The sequence below is a fragment of the Rubrobacter tropicus genome (genome assembly GCF_011492945.1).
GTDB classification, from domain to species: Bacteria; Actinomycetota; Rubrobacteria; order Rubrobacterales; family Rubrobacteraceae; genus Rubrobacter_D; species Rubrobacter_D tropicus.
Genome location: NZ_CP045119.1, coordinates 664,914 through 682,530, shown reverse-complemented (window position 1 = coordinate 682,530; position 17,617 = coordinate 664,914). Strand labels below are relative to the sequence as shown.

Annotated in this window: 16 protein-coding genes and 1 tRNA gene; 3 read left to right on the top strand and 14 right to left on the bottom strand. The window is 66.5% G+C overall.

The genetic code is table 11. From position 1 onward, the window contains the following. Nucleotides 1-132: 132 nt before the first annotated feature. The 4 genes from GBA63_RS03180 to nth all read right to left on the bottom strand — a co-directional run bounded on the left by GBA63_RS03180 (nt 133) and on the right by nth (nt 1,568). On the bottom strand, nt 133-417 hold the full coding sequence (locus tag GBA63_RS03180) for a hypothetical protein (protein ID WP_166172252.1): 285 nt from the start codon (nt 415-417) through the stop codon (nt 133-135). A 159-nt stretch (nt 418-576) separates the two neighbouring features. Beyond that, nucleotides 577-661 (bottom strand) — tRNA-Ser (locus GBA63_RS03175). An 18-nt stretch (nt 662-679) separates the two neighbouring features. Further along, nucleotides 680-925 carry a hypothetical protein gene (locus tag GBA63_RS03170; RefSeq protein WP_166173418.1) on the bottom strand — a complete coding sequence of 82 codons (246 nt, stop codon included), beginning with the start codon at nt 923-925 and terminating at the stop codon, nt 680-682. A 7-nt stretch (nt 926-932) separates the two neighbouring features. Next, a complete protein-coding gene (gene nth / locus GBA63_RS03165) occupies nt 933-1,568 on the bottom strand; it encodes an endonuclease III (protein WP_207957048.1) in 636 nt (211 codons plus the stop codon). Between the two features lie 69 nt (nt 1,569-1,637). Between nth and GBA63_RS03160 the strand changes: the two genes are divergently transcribed. Next, nucleotides 1,638-2,936, top strand: coding sequence for a glucose-6-phosphate isomerase (locus GBA63_RS03160; RefSeq protein WP_166173416.1), 1,299 nt, complete (start codon nt 1,638-1,640; stop codon nt 2,934-2,936). A gap of 124 nt (nt 2,937-3,060) precedes the next feature. Here GBA63_RS03160 and GBA63_RS03155 read toward each other — a convergent pair whose 3' ends face one another. Then, entirely contained in the window at nt 3,061-3,888 is an 828-nt protein-coding gene (locus GBA63_RS03155; protein WP_166173414.1) for a class I SAM-dependent methyltransferase, read from the bottom strand. A 118-nt stretch (nt 3,889-4,006) separates the two neighbouring features. Here GBA63_RS03155 and GBA63_RS03150 point away from each other — a divergent pair, with 118 nt between their 5' ends. Next, nucleotides 4,007-4,624 (top strand): L-2-amino-thiazoline-4-carboxylic acid hydrolase, encoded by a 618-nt coding sequence (locus tag GBA63_RS03150; RefSeq protein WP_166173412.1) that lies wholly within the window; start codon nt 4,007-4,009, stop codon nt 4,622-4,624. Between the two features lie 202 nt (nt 4,625-4,826). Next, on the top strand, nt 4,827-5,399 hold the full coding sequence (locus GBA63_RS03145; protein ID WP_166173410.1) for a DUF3267 domain-containing protein: 573 nt from the start codon (nt 4,827-4,829) through the stop codon (nt 5,397-5,399). Nucleotides 5,400-5,769: 370 nt separating this feature from the next. Here GBA63_RS03145 and GBA63_RS03140 read toward each other — a convergent pair whose 3' ends face one another. From GBA63_RS03140 to GBA63_RS03100, 9 genes are all read right to left on the bottom strand, one after another. Beyond that, on the bottom strand, nt 5,770-6,705 hold the full coding sequence (locus tag GBA63_RS03140; RefSeq protein ID WP_166173408.1) for a sulfotransferase: 936 nt from the start codon (nt 6,703-6,705) through the stop codon (nt 5,770-5,772). Further along, complete coding sequence (locus tag GBA63_RS03135; protein WP_166173406.1) at nt 6,698-8,368, bottom strand: flippase; 1,671 nt, start codon at nt 8,366-8,368, stop codon at nt 6,698-6,700. The genes GBA63_RS03140 and GBA63_RS03135 overlap by 8 nt, the downstream gene beginning before the upstream one ends. A gap of 54 nt (nt 8,369-8,422) precedes the next feature. Beyond that, entirely contained in the window at nt 8,423-9,754 is a 1,332-nt protein-coding gene (locus GBA63_RS03130) for a sulfatase (protein WP_166173404.1), read from the bottom strand. Between the two features lie 316 nt (nt 9,755-10,070). Further along, nucleotides 10,071-11,459: a sugar transferase gene (locus GBA63_RS03125; RefSeq protein WP_166173402.1), complete on the bottom strand. Its 1,389-nt coding sequence runs from the start codon at nt 11,457-11,459 to the stop codon at nt 10,071-10,073. 58 nt (nt 11,460-11,517) lie between these two features. After that, nucleotides 11,518-12,933, bottom strand: coding sequence for a M23 family metallopeptidase (locus tag GBA63_RS03120; protein ID WP_166173400.1), 1,416 nt, complete (start codon nt 12,931-12,933; stop codon nt 11,518-11,520). Between the two features lie 75 nt (nt 12,934-13,008). Beyond that, nucleotides 13,009-13,758: a WecB/TagA/CpsF family glycosyltransferase gene (locus GBA63_RS03115; RefSeq protein ID WP_166173398.1), complete on the bottom strand. Its 750-nt coding sequence runs from the start codon at nt 13,756-13,758 to the stop codon at nt 13,009-13,011. Between the two features lie 29 nt (nt 13,759-13,787). Then, nucleotides 13,788-14,912, bottom strand: coding sequence for a glycosyltransferase family protein (locus GBA63_RS03110; RefSeq protein WP_166173396.1), 1,125 nt, complete (start codon nt 14,910-14,912; stop codon nt 13,788-13,790). After that, nucleotides 14,905-15,840, bottom strand: coding sequence for a sulfotransferase (locus tag GBA63_RS03105; protein ID WP_166173394.1), 936 nt, complete (start codon nt 15,838-15,840; stop codon nt 14,905-14,907). Before GBA63_RS03105 ends, GBA63_RS03110 begins: the two co-directional genes overlap by 8 nt. 11 nt (nt 15,841-15,851) lie before the next feature. Next, nucleotides 15,852-17,597 (bottom strand): O-antigen ligase family protein, encoded by a 1,746-nt coding sequence (locus tag GBA63_RS03100; RefSeq protein WP_166173392.1) that lies wholly within the window; start codon nt 17,595-17,597, stop codon nt 15,852-15,854. Between the last annotated feature and the right edge of the window lie 20 nt (nt 17,598-17,617).

The window sequence follows — 17,617 nt, the reverse complement described above, 5'->3', positions numbered from 1 at the left end:
CGGAGGCCGTAAAGCCGAAGCGTGCCGACTAGCTGAAATGCTACAAAAAAGACCGGGGAGGTGCAGGCTCTTCCCCGGCCAAATGGGGGACGGACCTGTTGGTGGTCCGTCCCCCGCTTGTTACGTTATCTGCTACCTGCGACGCAGGATCGCGTAGGTCAAGATGCCCGAACCCACGAGCAGAGCGGCCGCCGGCAAGAGTATGGCCGGGCCACCGCTGGTCGGCAGATCGTCCTGAGCCATCTGACCGCTGGTCATCTCCATCATCGTCGTGCCGCCCATCATCTGGCCGCCCGTCTGCTCCATCATCATCGTCGTGCCACCCATCATCATGGTGGTGTCCTGAGCCATCGCCATCGGCACCAGGACTAGCATGGCCAAAAGTGCGACAGTGGCCAAGAGTATTGCCCTCTTCATCCAGTCCTCCTTTTTCTGTTGTTTCCGTCTCTCAAGCGGCCTGCATTTCCTTCTCCACATGAGAAGTTACCCACAGTGTACATAACCGAAACTCAAAAGTCTCCAATATCTTAATGATTTTTAACAAATTTAATGTGGAGTGCGTATTCGAGTTGGCGGCGGGGGCAGAAGGATTCGAACCTTCGGGCGTTTTGGCGCCTCTGGTTTTCAAGACCAGCGCATTCGTCCGCTCTGCCATGCCCCCGCGTTTCACAAGCAGACATTATACGCGGTCGGCTTTCTCGTACAGCCTTTCGAAGGCCTCTTTGGGCATGACGCCGCCGTGGGTGGAGGGTTCGCCGAGCGAGGCAGGGACGCTCCGGATCTCGTAGTCGCCCGCCGCGGTGGGCCTGGCCCAGTAGTAACCGTGCCAGCCCTGGGTGCGCATCGCGCCCGCGTTCCGGTGCCGGTAGAGCTCGAAGCCTTCTTCCGGCGGGAGGCGGGCGTGGAGGATGTCGTTCGAGGGCATGGGGCTACTAGACCCGGAAGGCCGAGGGGCAGAGGTCGTTAAGCGTGCAGTCCTCGCAATCCGGTTTGCGGGCCTTGCAGACGGCGCGGCCGTGCAGGATCAGGAGGTGCGAAAAGACCGTCCAGTCCTCCTTCGGGACCGTCTGCATGAGGTCCCGCTCTATCTTCTCGGGATCGTCGTGGGTGGTGAAGCCCAGCCTGTTCGAGAGGCGCCTGACGTGGGTGTCGACCACGACGCCCTCGTCGATGGAGAACGCGTTGCCGAGCACCACGTTGGCGGTCTTGCGCCCGACGCCTGGCAGGGCGACGAGCTCCCGCATGGTGCGCGGGACCTCGCCATCGTGGTCTTCTACCAAAGCGCGGGCCATGCCCCGCAGCGACTTCGCCTTGTTTCGGAAAAACCCGGTCTGGCGGATGTCCTCCTCCAACTCCGCAGGGTCGGCCCCGGCGTAGTCGGCGGCGGTGGGGTACTTGGCGAAAAGGTTCGGGGTCACCAGGTTCACGCGAACGTCCGTGGTCTGGGCCGAGAGGATCGTGGCGACGAGAAGCTCCAGGGGGGTCGTCCAGTCCAGGGCGGTGCGGGCGTCGGGGTAGGCGGACTTCAGGCGGCTTATGGTCTCCTCGACTGGGGCCCTATCTCTCACGATGGCCGGGGATTATACCCTGGACTACACTGTCTCCGGAAGGCGTCCCGTACAGAGGGGAGATCCAGCATGGCCGAAGTCACCTTCGATTACGAGAACCTGCAAGGGGTGGAAGGGGGCCTGGAGGACGGGGACCTCGACGGGGTCAGACCCCGGCTGAAGGAGGCTGTCGACGGGCTTCTGGGCGATCCTCCCGGGTTTATGAGGCTGCCGAAGACGCGGGAGTACGCGGAGTCTTCGGTATCCCTGGCGGAGGAGATCCGGGGTTCTGGGGCCACCGACTTCGTCCACGTCGGCATCGGCGGCTCCGCCCTGGGCCCGATGGCCGTACACCGGGCGCTGAACCATCCCTACTACAACATGCTCTCCGGCGAAGCCCGCAGGGGACCGCGCGTCCACTTCGCGGAGAACACCGACCCCGCCACCCTCTCGGCCGTCCTCGACGTCGCGGACCCCGGCGGCACGTGGGTCAACGTCGTCACCAAGTCGGGCTCGACCGCGGAGACGATGGCCAATTTCCTCGTCATCCGGGGCTTTCTCGTCGACGCCCTCGGCTCCTTCGGCTACCAGGGGCGCACGGTCGCAACGACCGACCCCGAGAAGGGTTTTCTGAAGGAGATCTCCGAACGCGAAGACCTCCGTGTCCTCCCCATCCCGGCCGACGTGGGGGGACGTTTCTCGGTGCTGACACCGGTCGGGCTGCTCCCGGCGGCCGTGACGGGCCTGGACGTCGGGGCCATGCTCGCGGGCGCCGCCCAGTGCGTGGACGAGGTGCAAGAGCAAGGCCCCGAGCACCAGGCGGTAGTCGGGGCGGCCATGCACTACCTGATGGACACGCAGCGCGGGCGCAACGTGCGGGTCATGATGCCCTACGCCGACTCCCTGGAGAGGCTCGCGGCGTGGTTCGTCCAGCTCTGGGCCGAGTCGCTCGGCAAGGAGGGCAAGGGCTCGACACCCCACGGCGCGGTCGGCACCACCGACCAGCACTCCCAGGTCCAGCTCTACATGGAAGGCCCGCAGGACAAGGTGATCGAGATAGTAGAGGTCGAGGACCACCCCAAGGACCTGTCCATCCCCAAGGCCTACGAGGACCTCGAAGGCGTCGGATACCTCGGCGGCCACACCATGGCCGAGCTCCTGAACGTCGAGTGCGACGCCACCAGAAAGGCGCTCACCGAAGCCGGACGCCCCAACTCGACAATAAAGCTCGGCGCCGTCAACGAGGAGAACCTCGGCTACCTCTTCCAGGCCCTCGAAATCCAGACGGCCATCACCGGCGACCTCTACGGCGTCAACGCCTTCGACCAGCCGGGCGTAGAGGCGGGCAAGGAGATCACGTACAAGAGGATGGGAAGGCCAGGACACTAGCTATCAGCTTTGCGGCAACGGTACTCTTTTGCGCCAGCTATGGGTGTTCGTCCGGTTTGCCGGTTGTCCAGCGTTAGCTTGTCCGACGCCTACCTGCTGAACGCTGACGGCTGAAAGCTGACGGCTATCTAATCGCCATCCCGAAGACGACGGGGGCCGCGGGGCCGTGCAGGGGGGCCGTCTCCCGGTCCCGGACGATGCGCCAGAGGGTCGGGGCTTTTTGGCGCAGGTCGGTGAAGGCCCGGTTTCTTTCGACGTCGTCGGCCAGGAGGACGCCGCCGGGTCGCAGGCGGGGCCAGACGGCCTCGAACTCGCGGCGCATGTTGCGGCGGGTGTGGAGGCTGTCGTGGACGAAGAGGTCCAACGGACCGGTGTTCTGGAGGAGGGGTGGCAGGATGCGCCTGCTGGCGCCGCGATGGAGGCTCCAGGCGTCGCGGAGGGCGTCGGGTACGGCGATGCCCCAGTGGCGCTCATACTCCCTCCTGAGGGGCGGGAGATCCACGCTGTGGAGCGTTCCGCGGCCGTTCTCGTTCAGGGCCTGCAGCAGGAAAGCGGAGCTGACGCCGTAGGCCACCCCGGTCTCGATGACCACGACGGGTTCGACGAGGCGGCAGGATAGGTAACAGAGGCGGGCGAAGAGGGAGTCGGCCGCCCAGCGTTGGCTGAAGGCGTCGTCCGGCCTGATGTCCTCCAACAGGCGACGCGTGCGGGCTTCGATCTCTTCCAGGGCCGGTTCTTCCAGTATCCTGCGCGCGCGACCGTACAGGCCGTCGAGGTCCCGCAGGGCCTCATCCCAGGTGGTCGTTTCGTGGGCCGGCGGCGCAGCGGCGAACCGTTCCAGGACGAGGTCGGCGTAACCGGCGGCCCTGTCGAAGAGTTCGCGGGGTCTGTGCGTGATCAGGGAAAGGAGGAGGGCTGCGGTTCTTAGCGGCTCTGGGTTGCGTATGGGCATACGCGCGGCCTCTCCGTTCTTCGTGGCGGGACCGTCCAATGGTAGGGCAAAGGGGGGTCGCGCGTCGGGCGGCGGGTATAATGGTGGTTCGTCGGAAGCGGAGAGAGGAATCTTTTCTATGAAATGGCTCCAGGTCTACGGTCTGCCCCGCCTACCGCTCTTCCTCGCGAGGTGGGCTATGAAGCTCGGGCTGCCGGGGCCGACGTGGTACAAGTGGAAGGCGGCTAGCGCGGGTACCGGGGTTATCCTCGACGAGATGATCCGGGCGGCCGACGACCTCGGCTACGACGGCCAGAAGGTCGGCAAGCTCGCCATGAGCCGCATAGGAGAGAAACAAGGCTCGGACCTGCGCGAGCAGCTCGACGTCACCACCATGAAGGACGCCGTGGACGTCGTCATGCTCGCGAACCGCTTCTTCGACATCGAGATCACGCTCACCGAGACAAAGGACGGCGAGTACGTCATAAACGCCGACCGCTGCCCCTGGTTCGGCGGCATGGGCCACGACGGCGTCCCGGGCTGGGACGTGAAACCCTGCGCGGCCTTCTCGACCTACGAGAAAGCGATGGTCGAGGCCATAAACCCGAACGTGAAGCTGTCCTACACCGAGAAGCGCACCACGGGAGGCCACACCTGCCGCGGCGTCTACCAGTACAGGGATCAGGAACTCGACGACGGACCGGCCGAAGGCGTCCAGCCCGAGATGGTCAGCATCGGCCGCAAGCCCAAAAAGTAGCGCGGGTCCCCCGCGACCCGTCCACACCGGACCGCGGAACAGGTCCGGCCCGCCCGTGCGCCAACGGGTGCGCCAAAGCGTGGAGTGCGGCGAACTCCGGATAGTTGCGCTAAACCGCGATCGGGCCCCTGCCGATAAGTAGGCTGTGATCCCGCAGGAAGAGCCTAACGGGTTGGCGAAGGTCACGAAAGGGGTCTAAGGCGTGGAGGTCGACGAAGGATTCGCGACGGAGGAGTACGTTCCGGGTCGACGTTTCTACGCAGTCTTCGCCGTCTTTCTTGTGGCGTCGTTGCTGGCGGGTCTCTACGTGGCGTCGTGGTCCGGGTGGGAGGGTGTGGCCGGGCAGGCGGTCTGGTCCTGGCTGTTGGCGGCGGTCGCGGCGGGGCTCGTGTTACCCGACCTGGCCCAGTACGCGGTCTTGCGCCGTTTCGGAGCGCGACCGCGACGCGTGGGGTGGATCGAGCGGGGCAACGGCCCGCTCTTCGCCTGGTGGAGGGCGCCGGATCACAGGTTTACCAGGGGGCAGTTCGCGATCTCGTACGGCGCACCGGTCTTGCTCTCGTGCGCGGTGGTGCTGGCGTACGTCGTCAGGTTCCCGACCGCGGCGCCGGTCCTCGCCTGCATCTTGCCGTTCTACCTGGGAAACTTCTGGTGTACGCTGCTGGTTCTCCGCAAACCCGAAGGCATCCTCGTGCAACCTTTCGAGCGCGGCGTGCGCTTCCACGGGCAGTCGGTTAGAGCGACTTGCATAAGAGATGAACCGGGAGGTTCGTGAGGCTTTGAGGCATTCAGGTTTGAAGGGGTGCGTCACGAAACTCCGGGCAAGACCCATCCCTCACCCCCAAGAGCCCAAGAACCCGAAAACCTGGAGAACTCTACGACCCCTGGCCTATTCGCGAAGGTTTCCGTCCTTCTGCAAGCCGCCGTAGGGCTACGTGACCTGACCTAAAGCGGTTTGCGAAGAGGTTGGGCCTCTTTGGAAGGCTGTCAGCTTTCAGCGGTCAGCTTTCAGCAAGGGCAAAAAGCCGGCCGCTGATGGCTGAAAGCGGAGGCGAAGCCGGAGCGGGCTGACTGCTGACCGTTCGGATCGCGGTGGCATGTAGCCACCGCGATCCGCTTTATTGCAAGGATCTTCCGGCGGAGGCTTACGTCAGCGGGTAGTGGTAGCGCGCCAGTAGCGGCAGGGTCAGGGCGGTTACGAGCTTCTGGTCCCGTCCGTTCATCCTCTCGGTCCAGGCCTGGTCCTGCTTTAGCTCGACGGCCCCGGTGTCGAAGCGGTTTGGGTTGCCCGAGGCGGTGTGGCTGATGCCGAGCTTGACCTCGCGGTCTCCGACGAGCGGAAGCTCCGCCCCCTCTTCCCCTACGAGCTTGAGCATTGCCTCGAAGCTCGTTCGTGGGTCGGCTATAAAATCCTCGTAGCGCAGGCGGAGGTACTTATCGGGGGACCGGCGCCACAGGGCCTCTATGGCGGCGTTCCAGGCGTCCCACAAGACGGCGCTCTGGGTGGGGGTCTTCCGGTGCATGAACTCGCGGTCGGCGCTGTCGGGCTGGGGCTTCTTTTTGGCCCAGGAGTAGGCGGCGGCCCTGGGGTCGCGGACCAGGTGCAGGACCCGCAGGTCTACGCCGGGGACCATGCCCAGGGCGTAGCCGTAGGCCGGTTCCTTGGATGTGTCGACCACGACGCGACTACCCGAGACCGAGCGGATCGCCCCGTAGAGCCGTCCGGTGTTGTCCAGGAACTTGCCGAGGCGGGTCCTTATCTTCTCCCTGCCGCCTTCGGTGAGCATGAGGGGGATGTGCCGGGTCCGGGCGCCCGAGTACTGAAGGCGCATCATCTCGCGGGCGAGGGACTCGCTCTGCCCGCCGAACTCCCCGTCGAAGACAGGTCCCCAGAACGGGCACTCGCGGGAGGGCCTGCCGCAGCCGCAGAGCCTGTTCTCTATCAGGGCGTGCTTCCAGATAAAATTCAACTCGCCCCCGGAGAAAAAGCCGTCAACCTGGCCCAGAGTGTTGGCTAGTATCGTGCTCCCGCTCCGGCCGAGGCCGGCCACGTAGAGGACCTTTACGGGGGAGCTATCCACGGTTCTCACCCCCGCCGCGGAAGCGGGCCGGCAGGTAGCGTTTGGCGACGTTCCAGAAAGCGCCGAGGAACTCCTTGTCGGTGTCCGAGAGGCCGAAGAGGAACAGGAGGGCGAGGAACAGGAGGCCGAGAAAGCCGCCGAAGACCATGACGTTCGGGATCGGGCCGCCGGGGAGGATGACGAAGAGCGTGATCGCGTACGTCGCGGTGGCCGCGATGGCGCCGGCGGCGAGCGGTTTGAGCCAGGCGAGGTTGAAAGGCCAGAAACCAAGCCGCCACTTCACGGCGGCCATCGTGCCCGTGTTCTCCGTGATAATGGCGGTCGCCATCCCTATGGCGGCGCCGAGTATCTCGTAGCGCGGTATGAGGATGAGGCTAACCACCACGCCGGTAACGGCCGCCACGGAGGTGGCGATCATGGCGAAGTTCTGGTTGCCGGTCATGGCGAGCATCCTTGGCGCGGGACCGACGGAGGAGCTGTAGAGCTGGGCGACCGCGACGATGACGAGGGCCGTAACGCCCTGGCCGAAGCTCGCCCCGAAGACGGACATCACCTGCGGGGCGAAGACCACTATCACCAGGAACAGGACGAAGGCGCCGGTGAAGATCCAGCGCGAGACGTCCTTGTAGAGCCGGCCCATCTCCTCCCTGTCCTGCCTCGCGTGGAGGCCCGAGATGATCGGCGAGAAGATGCCGGAGAACGCGAAGCGCACGGCAGTAAGAAAGGTGGCCGTGCGGGCCGCGGCGTTGAAGATGCCGACCGGAGATCCCGCCGCAAAGGCGCCGAGGATCAGGATCGCCGAGAAGTTGTTGAGGTACTGCGCCCCCTGGGTGACGCTCATCGGCACGGAGACCCCGAAGAGCGCCTTCGTCTCGAACTTCGTCTGAGCCTGCCTGTCGAAGAGCGGCGGGAAGAGCTTTTTGAGGTAGTAGAGCCCGGCGACGCCGGCGAGGAACATCGCCAGGGCGTAGGCGGCTATGACGCCTACGATGCCCGCGCCTATCAGGTAGCAGGCTCCGACGAACAGCAAGAACAGGCCGGGACGTATGAACTGCTGGATGTAGGCGGCGTAGGTGACGGTCTGGAAGCCTTGCGTGGCCCAGGCGGTCATGCTCATAAAGACGAAGAACGGCAGCACGAAAGCGAAAGCCTGGAGCACCATGACCATCTCGGGGGCGTCCTTTGGCAGACGGTCGGCGATCAGGCCGGCCCCGAAGAACATCACCACGGAGAGGGCGAGGCTTATGGCCAGCGTGATCAGGAGCGCTTGGACGATGGTCCCCCGGACCCTCGCCTCGTCCCCGTGCTCGCGGTGGTGCGCCACGTAGCGCACGACCCCGTTCTCCATGCCGAACCTGGAGACTATATGCACCCCGTTGACCACGGCCACGCCTAAGGTGTAGAAGCCGTAGAATTGCGCGCCGAGCAGCCTGGCGACGGCGACCTGCGCCACGTACCCGAGCACGCGCCCGATGCCCTGCCCAGCCGTGCTGATGCCGGCCCCGCGGGCGACCCGGGCCACGTAGGTGTCGTCCCCCCGCCGGCCGTCGTCCGCGTTGCCGGGTGGCGTCACCGGGGGAGCCTCAGCCTCCGGCTCGGGCGCGGAACCCTGGCCGACCGTGGGCCGAAGCTCGTCTCGTTTGGGTTTGTTCTCCTCGTTCACGGCAGGAGATTATAGGGGTTTTCGCCCGAACGGAAAGCCCGGCGCGAAAAGTACCTAGCCATCCAATGAACCGCCGGCGTCGGCGAGTACGTAGTCGTCGAACATGCGCGCGACGCGGTCGGGGTCGCTGTCGGCCAGGTTCCGGCTGGCACCGGGATCGTTCTGGAGGTCGTAGAGGTGGGGCTCGGACCGGTCGTTGCGGGAGAACATGAGGTAACGTTCGTCTCGGGCCCAGACGTGGTCGGCGTAACCCAAAGTGAAGTGGTCTCTGGGCGGTAGTTCGCCGCCCTCCATAAGGGTTGAGAGGTACTGGCCGTCCATCCGTTCCTGGGGGAGCAGGCCGAGCAAACCGAGGATGGTCGGGGCCACGTCGTGGGTGGAGGCGAAGTAGTCGCTGGTCTGGCCGGCGCCGAGACCTTCTGGGTGCCGGATCATGAACGGTATGTCCGTAAGCTCGGGCCAGAGCGCGTTGAAGGGTTTGCCCGTGTAACCGTGCTCGCCGAGGGCCACCCCGTGGTCGGCGAGGACTACGAGTATGGTGTCGTCCGCCCTTCCGGTCTCCTTCATCTTGTCCATGAAGCGCCCGAACCAGCGGTCGACCATCGTCACCTCGCCGGCGTAGAGGGCGCGCATCCGCTCCAGCTCGGCGTCTTCGATCCACTCGGAGCCGCCGTAGTTCGGGACGATGGGGTCGCGGCCTTCGTAGCCGTCGGAGTACATGCTCGCGTACTCCTCGGGCGGGTCCCAGGGCTCGTGCGGGTCGAAGGAGTCGAGCACCAGGAAGAAGGGCTGTCCCTCGTCGGAGCGCTCCAGAAACTCCATACCGCGGGCGAAGAGGCTCGGGGCGAAGTAATCCTCCTCGCCCTTCCGGGTGCGGGTGTTGGCGAGGTATTGCTGGACCTTGCTGATCATGCCCTCGTCGTTGCCGGGGACCGTGTTCTGCTCGACGAGGTCTTCGGGGGCAAGGGTCTTCGGGCGGTAGCGGTCGCGCTCCTGGCCCCGGATCCAGTCAAAGACCCGAAAACCGCGCTGAAAGTTCATCGACGGGTGGAACATCGGCTGGGTGTCGGAGTAGAGCACCGTGTTGTACCCCGCGTTCACCAGCGTCTCCGAGAGCGTTACCTGGTCCTCGGGAATGGGCTGCCAGCCGGCCGGCTGAAACGTCTCCCCCGGCAGTTCGACCCTGTTCCTGAAAGGAAAGGTCCTGAGGCCCGTATGGATCGCGCGTCGGGCGCAGATGGTCGGCAGGGACTCCGGGTAGGCCCGCGTAAAGCGGAAGCTCTCGCCCGCCAAAGCGTCCAGGTTCGGGGTCTCGACACGGTCGTTGCCGTACACGCCGACGTGGTCCTTGCGCAGGCTGTCCAAGATAACCAGGACTACATTCAAGCTCTTACCTCCGAAAAAAGCGTCTCCGCGCCCGGCCCCAAAGGCCGGCGCGCCGCAGCCTATTCTAGATCAAACCGGCAAGATGACCGCAAAGGTCTTCCCGTAACATCCAAGACCGCAGAGCTGACGGGCTGAGAGCGAGGGCCGAAGGCCCGAAGCGCGCTGAAAGCGAGGGCCGAAGGCCCGAAGCGCGCTGAAAGCGAGGGCCGAAGGCCCGAAGCGCGCTGAAAGCGAGGGCCGAAGGCCCGAAGCGCGCTGAAAGCGAGGGCCGAAGGCCCGAAGCGCGCTGAAAGCGGAGGCGAAGCCGGCGTGCTTCTCAGTACGCGCCTTCGCGGCGCAGGACGGCGCCGAGGGTCTTGAGTATGATCTTGAGGTCGAAAGAGAGCGACCAGTTCTCTATGTAGTAGAGGTCGAGGCGGACCATGTCCTCGAAGGAGAGGTCGCTTCTGCCGCTGATCTGCCAGTACCCCGTCATCCCCGGCACCGCGCCGAGCCTACGCTTGTGGGCCTCTTCCATCCTCAGGAAGTCGCGTACCGGCAGCGGCCTCGGCCCGACGAGGCTCATCTCCCCCTTGAGCACGTTGACGAGCTGAGGAAGCTCGTCGAGGCTCCAGCGCCTCAGGAACCCCCCGACGCGGGTCACTCGGGGGTCTCTTTTTATCTTGAAGATCGGGCCCCGCGCCTCGTTCATCGCCTCTAACTCCTCCTGCAGAACTTCGGCGTCTGCCCGCATGGTCCTGAGCATGAGGCAAACGAAGGTCTTTCCGTCGGCGCCGACCCTTTTTTGGCGGAAGAGCGCCGGCCCGGGCGAGTCGAGCCGGACGGCGAGGGCGACGAGGAAAAAGAGCGGCCACAGCAGCAGGATGCCGGCCAACGAAATCACGACGTCGAGGGCCCGCTTGAGCGCCCGCTGGGAGTTGTCCAGCTGCGGGTATCGGACCTCGAGCAGCGGCATTCCCATGCTCTCGGAGAGGATGGTCCGGCCACGCATGAGGGCGAGGGCACCGGGTGCCACGCGCAAGGGCACGCCGCGCAGGCGCATGGAGCGGAGCAGTTCGAGGAGCTCGTCATCCGGCAGCCGCTCGGCCCCGGCGAGCACGACGATGCGGGCTTCGGTCGTGTCGAGCGCGGCCCGCATCGCCGCAAGGTCGACCGTGCCGCCCTCCAGGCCGACCTCGCCGGCCAGGACGTAGGCCCCACCAGCCCGCCCCATCGTACGCAGCACCCGCGCCCGGTCGGGCTCCCCGCCCACCACCAGGACCGGCGTCTGGCCGAGGCCGCGGCGGTAGACCCGCGCCACGCCCCACTCGAAGAAGAACCTCAAAGCGCCGGCGCAGAAGAAGGCCAGCAGAGCAGAGACCAGGACGCCGGACAGGGTCAGGCCACTCTCGGGGTAGACCGCGGCCCCGACGAGGGTCAGGCCGGCCCAACACGCGGAGGCCCCGATCAAAGCCCCGGGGTTGCGCCTGACCGGCGCCCGGTCGTAGAGCCTGAAAGCGGCGCAAACCACGACCCAGGCGCCGACCAGAAGCGGGACGAGCGAGATCGTCCGCCCATCCCCGGCGCCGGTCAGGAGCCGCATCGCCCCGAGCAGGCCGAAGAGGAGGGCAGCGCCGTCCATGGCCGCCAGGACCGCCACGCTCATGGTGCGCCGCAAGAACTTGAAGCCGAGGAGCCTTTTCGGAATGTCTCTCAACAAACGCACGGGTACCTACGAGGGCGGAGTATACCGCCCGGCATCCCCGGTCCGCGCCCCGGCCTCGCTAGTTGCTGATCTTGTACCCCTTGCCGCAAATGATGCCCCTGCGGCAGGTCGCCCCATCGTCGTGTTTCCAGCCAAAGGAGTAGATCCCCGGGCTCTTAGCGTTGACCGAGGTGCCAACGAAGCGGTGGCGGACCACCTGCAATCCCCTGCCGCCGTAAGGCGAACCATCCTGGAGATATTTCGGGTAGCGGTAGAAGGCCTGGTGCAGATGCACCCGCCCGACCGGGATGCTCGGGTCCCCGGTATCCCCGGCGAAGCCTATGACGGTGCTGTTACTGACGTTGTCTCCCCGGGAGATGCCCCGCTTCAAGGCGTTCAGGTGGGCCGACATACTCACGTACTTGTTGTGGCAGGATTTTATGACGACGAAGATGCCGTAGTTTTTGTGCGACTCGTTTCTACCGGCGAAGGTTACCCGGCCGCACTTGAAGGGCGACCACAGGGCGTCGCCGCGGTTCATGGGGTAGTCGACGGCGAACTTGTCGTTCGTGTAGTAGTCGGAGGCGCACCGGCCGTAGCCGAGGTTGCCGTGCGTGTACTGCCCCCAGTAGTTGGGCTTGCCGATGACGGTCCGCCCCGTCGGTATGCCGTCGTCGGAGCGGCTGTTGGCGTACAGGCCGTGTTGGGTCTGCACGAAGAAGTCCGAGTTGGCCCTCCAGCAGCCTTCCGAGATCTGGGCCTCTCCGGTCCCGGCTGCCTTGGGGTCCGTCGAAGCCCTCGACTGCTCCGGCTCGAACGAGAGCGCTTCCGCCCGCGTCTCCTGCTCTCGCGAGAGCAGCCTCTGGTTCCCTGCGTCGTAGAGCGTCTCCGGCGCGTTGGCGGCCGGGACGTCCAGCGAGGCGACCGAACGGGAGGGGGGCTCGAACTTTACGCCCGACAGCAGGTCCCTGTCCTGCGCGCTCAGGCCTTCCTGCCCCGGCTTCAGGTAGGCGTTGATCTTGTACACCCGGCCGTTGACCGGCACGTACACCTCGGTGAACGGGGTGCTGCCCGGGATGGGACCGACCGCGACGCCCCCGTAGCCTCTCTCGGCCACGCCCACGGTCTCGCGCTTCATGGGCAGGTCCGGGTAGGCGGAGATCGTCTCCCTGACCTCGCCTTCGATGTCCCCCGGCTCCAGATCGTAGGCGAGCGCGACCCGCAGAGCGGGCGTCCCGCCGTGGTCGTGAGCCTCGTCCGTGTCGGGGTACCACAACGTGTATCCGTACGTCCTGTCGAAGGTGTAGGGTTCCCGTTCTACGGTCCATTCCTCGGGATGCACCACCGAGGCCCCGACCGCCTCGCCACCCGTCTTCTCCGTCGGCGGCGCGCCGTCCGCCTGCCGGGCCTCCGCGCCCGAACCCGGGCCCACGACTCCCATGACTGCGGCCAGTGTAAGGAGCACGAAGCCCAATATGTTGTGGTGGTTGCGCATTTCCCCCTCCAGAGAAGATGTGCTCTTTGTCTTGTCATTATCGAACAAAAGTTCGAAAACTTTAAGGGTTGTCGCTTACATTTCTTGCCTTTTTCGAGATCCGTCCACCATGCGGAGCCTTTGCCCGACGACGCGGGCCAGGAAAACGGGGTTCCCGAGCAAGTAACGCCGCCACAGCCGCCGGGGCTCGACGAGGAGCCGGGCGAGCCACTCGAGGCCGTTGTCCGTCAGGAGGCGGGGGCCGCGGCGCAGGTTCCCCGCGGCGTAGTCCAAGAAGGCCCCGCCGGTGAGCGCCGCGCCGACGTTCAAGTTCTCCAGGTTCTCCATCAGCCAGCGCTCCTGCAGCGGCATTCCGAGGCCGAGAAGGAGCAGGTCGGGCCCGGCGGCGTTGATCTCCGCCACCACGGCACCGTTCTCCGGGCTGTTCGCGGCGTGGTCGAAGAAGCCGTGGTGGATGCCGACGATCTCCAGGCCCGGGCGGGTGCTCCGGAGCCTTCTGGCTGCCTTCTCGGCCACGCCGGGCCGGGCGCCCAGGAAGAAGAGGGAGAGGCCTTCGCTTTCGGCGAACGTCGCGAGGCGCGGGAGCCAGTCGGCGTACGTGATCCTCTCCGGCAGGCTCCCCCCGAGAATCTTCGCCGCCAGCCTCACGCCGGCCCCGTCGCAGAAGACGAGGTCGGCCGCGCCGAAGAAGCGTCGCAGCCCGGGGTCCTCGTAACACAGGTTGAGGCAGTGGGCGTTGACGTTGAGCACGACCCCACCCCGGCGACGGACGAGACGCCGGATCTCCGCGTGCAACCCTTCCACCGTCACCGGGTCGACCCCCACCCCTAACACATCGACCCGGCCCGGACGGCTCACGGCCGGTCCCGCAGGGAGCGCGAGATGACGTCCTCCAGCTCCCGAAACCGCGCCTCCCACGAGTTCTCCCGCGCAAGCCGGTTCCTGGCGCGGACCCTCTCCCCCGTCTCCGTGCCCTCCAGGTTTCCAAGGGCTTCTACGAAACCCTCCGGTCCGTCTGCCAGGTACACGTGCTTCGAGAGCGATTCCAGGGCCGGCAAGGGGGAGGCCACGACGGGCCTGCCGGTCGCGAGGCACTCGTAGGTCTTTGCGGGGGAGATGGCGTGTGTAAGATCCCCCATTCTGTAAGGCAGAATGAAGGCGTCGACACCGGCGAGGGCCGCGGGCAACAAGTGGTGTGGGACCTCCCCCCTGTACTCGACGTTCGGCTCTCCGAGAAAGCCCTTCTCGGCGCGTTCGGCGTTGCCCAAGAGCCGCACCCGAAAGCCAGCCCGGGCTATCGCCCGCAGTACCTCGAAGTCCAGGCGCTCCCGGCCCAGGTGGCCGAAAAAACACACGGTACGCGCCGGCAGGGCGGGTGGATGCTCCCGCAGGGCGGCGAACCGTTCGTAGTCGACCGCAGGACCGCTCGGGAAGGCGTCGGGCCTGACGCGCCTGGCCTTCCGCAGCAGGGGTTCTGAGGTGCAGGAGACCAGGTCGGCAAGGACCAGGAGCTCGCGCTCGGTGGAGGCTATGTCCTTCGGGGCGCCGGGGAAGCGTTCGTAGTCGTCCGCGAGGTCGTAGAGGACGAGCCGGGGATCGAGGTGCGGGATCAAGTCGAGCGTCGTGCGGGTCGGCGGGTAGGCGACGACTATGGGCCTCTCGCCGAGAAACCCGCGCAAGTCCCGCGCCACCCGCGGCAGGAACAACTTGCGGTTGGCAACCCTAAAGGCCCGGTAGGTCGGCGGCAGCACGAGCGGGGGGTAGACGAAGGGTCCGCCGCCCGGATCCTTCCTGCCGGTCCTCCGCAGCCTGGCCGCGACCTTGCGAGAGGCGGACGGGCCCGGGTTGGCGAGGCCCGTGGTCTCGACGAAGGCGGTCGGGTAACCGGCCCGGTCGAAGAGCGTGGCGAGCGCCTGGTGGCGCTGCCAGAGAAAGTCCCAGCGCACGCCGGAGAGGACCACGACGGGCGGTTTACGCACTGCCCGTGGCCATCAGGGCGCGGGCGCCTGAGGGATCGGGCGTGGCCCCCTCGCCGTAGACGCGGTCGAGGCCGAAGAGGCCGAGTATCTCCGAAGCCCTCTCCAGTTGGCGCCCCGTCGTCCCGCGCCCCCACCCTTCGGCATCGTGGTCCCCGCGCGTTTCCCGCCGGCTCGTCGGAGAGGGACGTCCAATCCGACGGAGAACCCCTTCGTCGAAGTCCCGGCCTATAAAGCCGAACAGGCGGCGGAGCTCGGTCTCGGGGTCGAGGAGCAGGTTCTCGTAGAAGCACAGGTGGAGGCCGCCTGGTCGAAACTGTTTGAGTGGGACGTAGTTATCTATGCACCACAGGAAGAGGTGCCGCTCGAAGGGCTCCGTGGAGGCCAGGATCTCGGCCTCCATCGGGAGCAGGTGATCCTCCACCAACTCCTTCTGCTCCATCGTCTCGTCGAGGTTGTCCCGCCACTCGAGCGCGAGCCGGGAGGAGACGACCGCGCCGGGATGACGCACGAGCAGCACTATGGGCATGCCGGGAAAGTTGTCCGCCATCCAGCCGAGCATCAGGTTCGCCCTGACGTCCTTGACGAGCCGCCGCCGGGCCAGCAAGGCGCCGCCCCGGTCCGTCCAGAAGCTCCTCACCTCGCCGGAGAGTACCCTTCGCGCCGGGTACAGGAACTCCTCGCGCCGATCATCGGGCCTGAGGTACTGCTTGCTCCGGAAACCCCGAAGGGCCCCGACCTTGCCGGGGTGAAACGGCTCGAAGACGTTGCGGTAAAGCCGGTCGTGGTTGACGAGCCCGGAGAGCCAGGTGGTCCCGCTGCGCCCGGTCCCGGCGAGGAACACCGTTCTGCGATGGTCCCCCCTGGCAAGGTCTAGGTGAAGGCCGCCAAGCAGCCTCCCGAGGCGGTCGCCGACCAGCGGGGGGTACACCACGACATCCCTCAGCCGGGGGGGGTCTCGTCGGCGCCCTTCGGGTGGTCCTCCGTACGGGCGAGCCGTACAGCCGCGGCGGCGATCACGAAGAAGAAGAGCGTCGAGCCGGGCAGGTACCAGTGCCACTCGAAGACGGACGAGACCCCGTAGACCGTGACGGCCGCCAGGAGGCCCGCGAGCAGGAGCCGTCCCTCACCGTCGGGGCCGTACCGCCAGGCGGCCCTGCCGACGTAGAAGAGCAGGAGGGCAGCGAAGGCGAGAAGGGCGAGGAAGGCGACGAGGCCGGTCTCCGTCCCCTGCTCCAGGTAGAGGTTGTGGACCTGTTTTACGCCCTGGATACTATCTCTGTTCTCCAGCCACGTGTACTGGAAGGTGCCCGCCCCTGTCCCGGTGAAGGGGCGTTCGAGCCAGGCCTCCCAGGCCACCTTCCAGTACTCCGCCCTGAAGCCCACGCCCAGGGAGACCAGCCTCTCGGCCGCGCTTCCCTGCTGGTCCGGGTTGCTGAAGATGGCACGCGCGGTCTGGCCGATTCCGCCGAACCCCGTCACGACCACCACCGCGACCACGACCGCCGCCACGGCCCCGATGGCGCCGACGGCGAGGCCGACGTAGCGCCTGGCGATAGAGGTCAGCTCGTAGCGGGAGACGAAGAGGGCGTAGGCCGCCTGCAGCACGAAGGCGACGAGGAGGGCCGCGATCAGGTCGTTCCTGAAGGCGGTCCCGTCAGAGATTTTCTCCCGCATGGGGACATCGGCGCTCAGGAGCGCCCCGAGGTCCTGCATCCGCCACCAGAGCCAGGCGCCCGGGAGGCCGACGAGCAGGAAGTTGGCGAGCATCTGCAGGCGGTTGTTGCCTAGCGCGAAGAGGACGATGAGGCCTATCCCGAAGGAACCTATGCCGCCGCGGGAGAGCGTGAGGTAGAGCGTGACCAGGGAGCCGAGCACGAGCACGGAGTACAGCCCCCGCCAGAGGGGATTGCGCATCGAGGTCATCCGGGAGAGCGCGAGCAGTGCCCCCATGCCCAGGACGACGGCCGCGGTGTTCGGGTACCCCAGGGTGGAGTCCACCCTGTAGCGGTCTATGGAATCTATCTCGTAATCGGCCGGGTAGGCCTTCTGCAGGATCCCGTACCCGGCGACGGGGACAACGGCCAGGCAGAGGCCGTCCACCAGGGCGCCCACCTGCCGGTAGCCGGGCGGCCCGCCCCTGGCGAAGGCGCTCGCGCCGACGACGGCCGCCAGGAGCAGCAGGAGCAGGGCGAACCAGTACGAGCTCTCCCAGAGCGCTCCCAGGGCCACCGCGAGGGAGACGACCAGCGCCCATCCCAGACGCGGCACGGCGACGTCGACGGCCAGGACGATGGCGAAGGCCGCCAGGTACGTCGAGGCCCTCAGGGTCTCCTTGATCGTCTCCGTCTCGCTTATAGTCCAGATCATGGACAAACCCTTCACGAGGACGAGTAGGGCGAGCAGCGAGACAAGGATCCAACCTTCCCGCGACACCCCGCCGTAGAAGCCCCGCGAGAGCACGGTCACGAAGAGCAGCCCCAGAACGCCGGCCGCGACCAGAAGCCACAGCGTATCGTAGTAGAGGCCGTCGGACACGAGACCGAACGCCGTCGCGCCGACGACCGAGAGCACGGCGAAGGCCTTGAAAACGACGAGCAAACGCCCGGGACGCCGCCCTTTCTCGCCTCCCTCGTCCCGGCCGCCGGCGCCGAAGAGCCGGTCCCCGACCGTCTCGATGCCCCTCACGCCGGGTCTCCCTTGACGCC

Bases quoted from the DNA above. Each gene is read 5' to 3' on its own strand.
- GBA63_RS03150 (WP_166173412.1), top strand. From the start codon at position 4,007: ATGAAATGGCTCCAGGTCTACGGTCTGCCCCGCCTACCGCTCTTCCTC.
- GBA63_RS03160 (WP_166173416.1), top strand. From the start codon at position 1,638: ATGGCCGAAGTCACCTTCGATTACGAGAACCTGCAAGGGGTGGAAGGG.
- GBA63_RS03155 (WP_166173414.1), bottom strand. From the start codon at position 3,888: ATGCCCATACGCAACCCAGAGCCGCTAAGAACCGCAGCCCTCCTCCTT.
- GBA63_RS03180 (WP_166172252.1), bottom strand. From the start codon at position 417: ATGAAGAGGGCAATACTCTTGGCCACTGTCGCACTTTTGGCCATGCTA.
- GBA63_RS03120 (WP_166173400.1), bottom strand. From the start codon at position 12,933: ATGCGCAACCACCACAACATATTGGGCTTCGTGCTCCTTACACTGGCC.
- GBA63_RS03170 (WP_166173418.1), bottom strand. From the start codon at position 925: ATGCCCTCGAACGACATCCTCCACGCCCGCCTCCCGCCGGAAGAAGGC.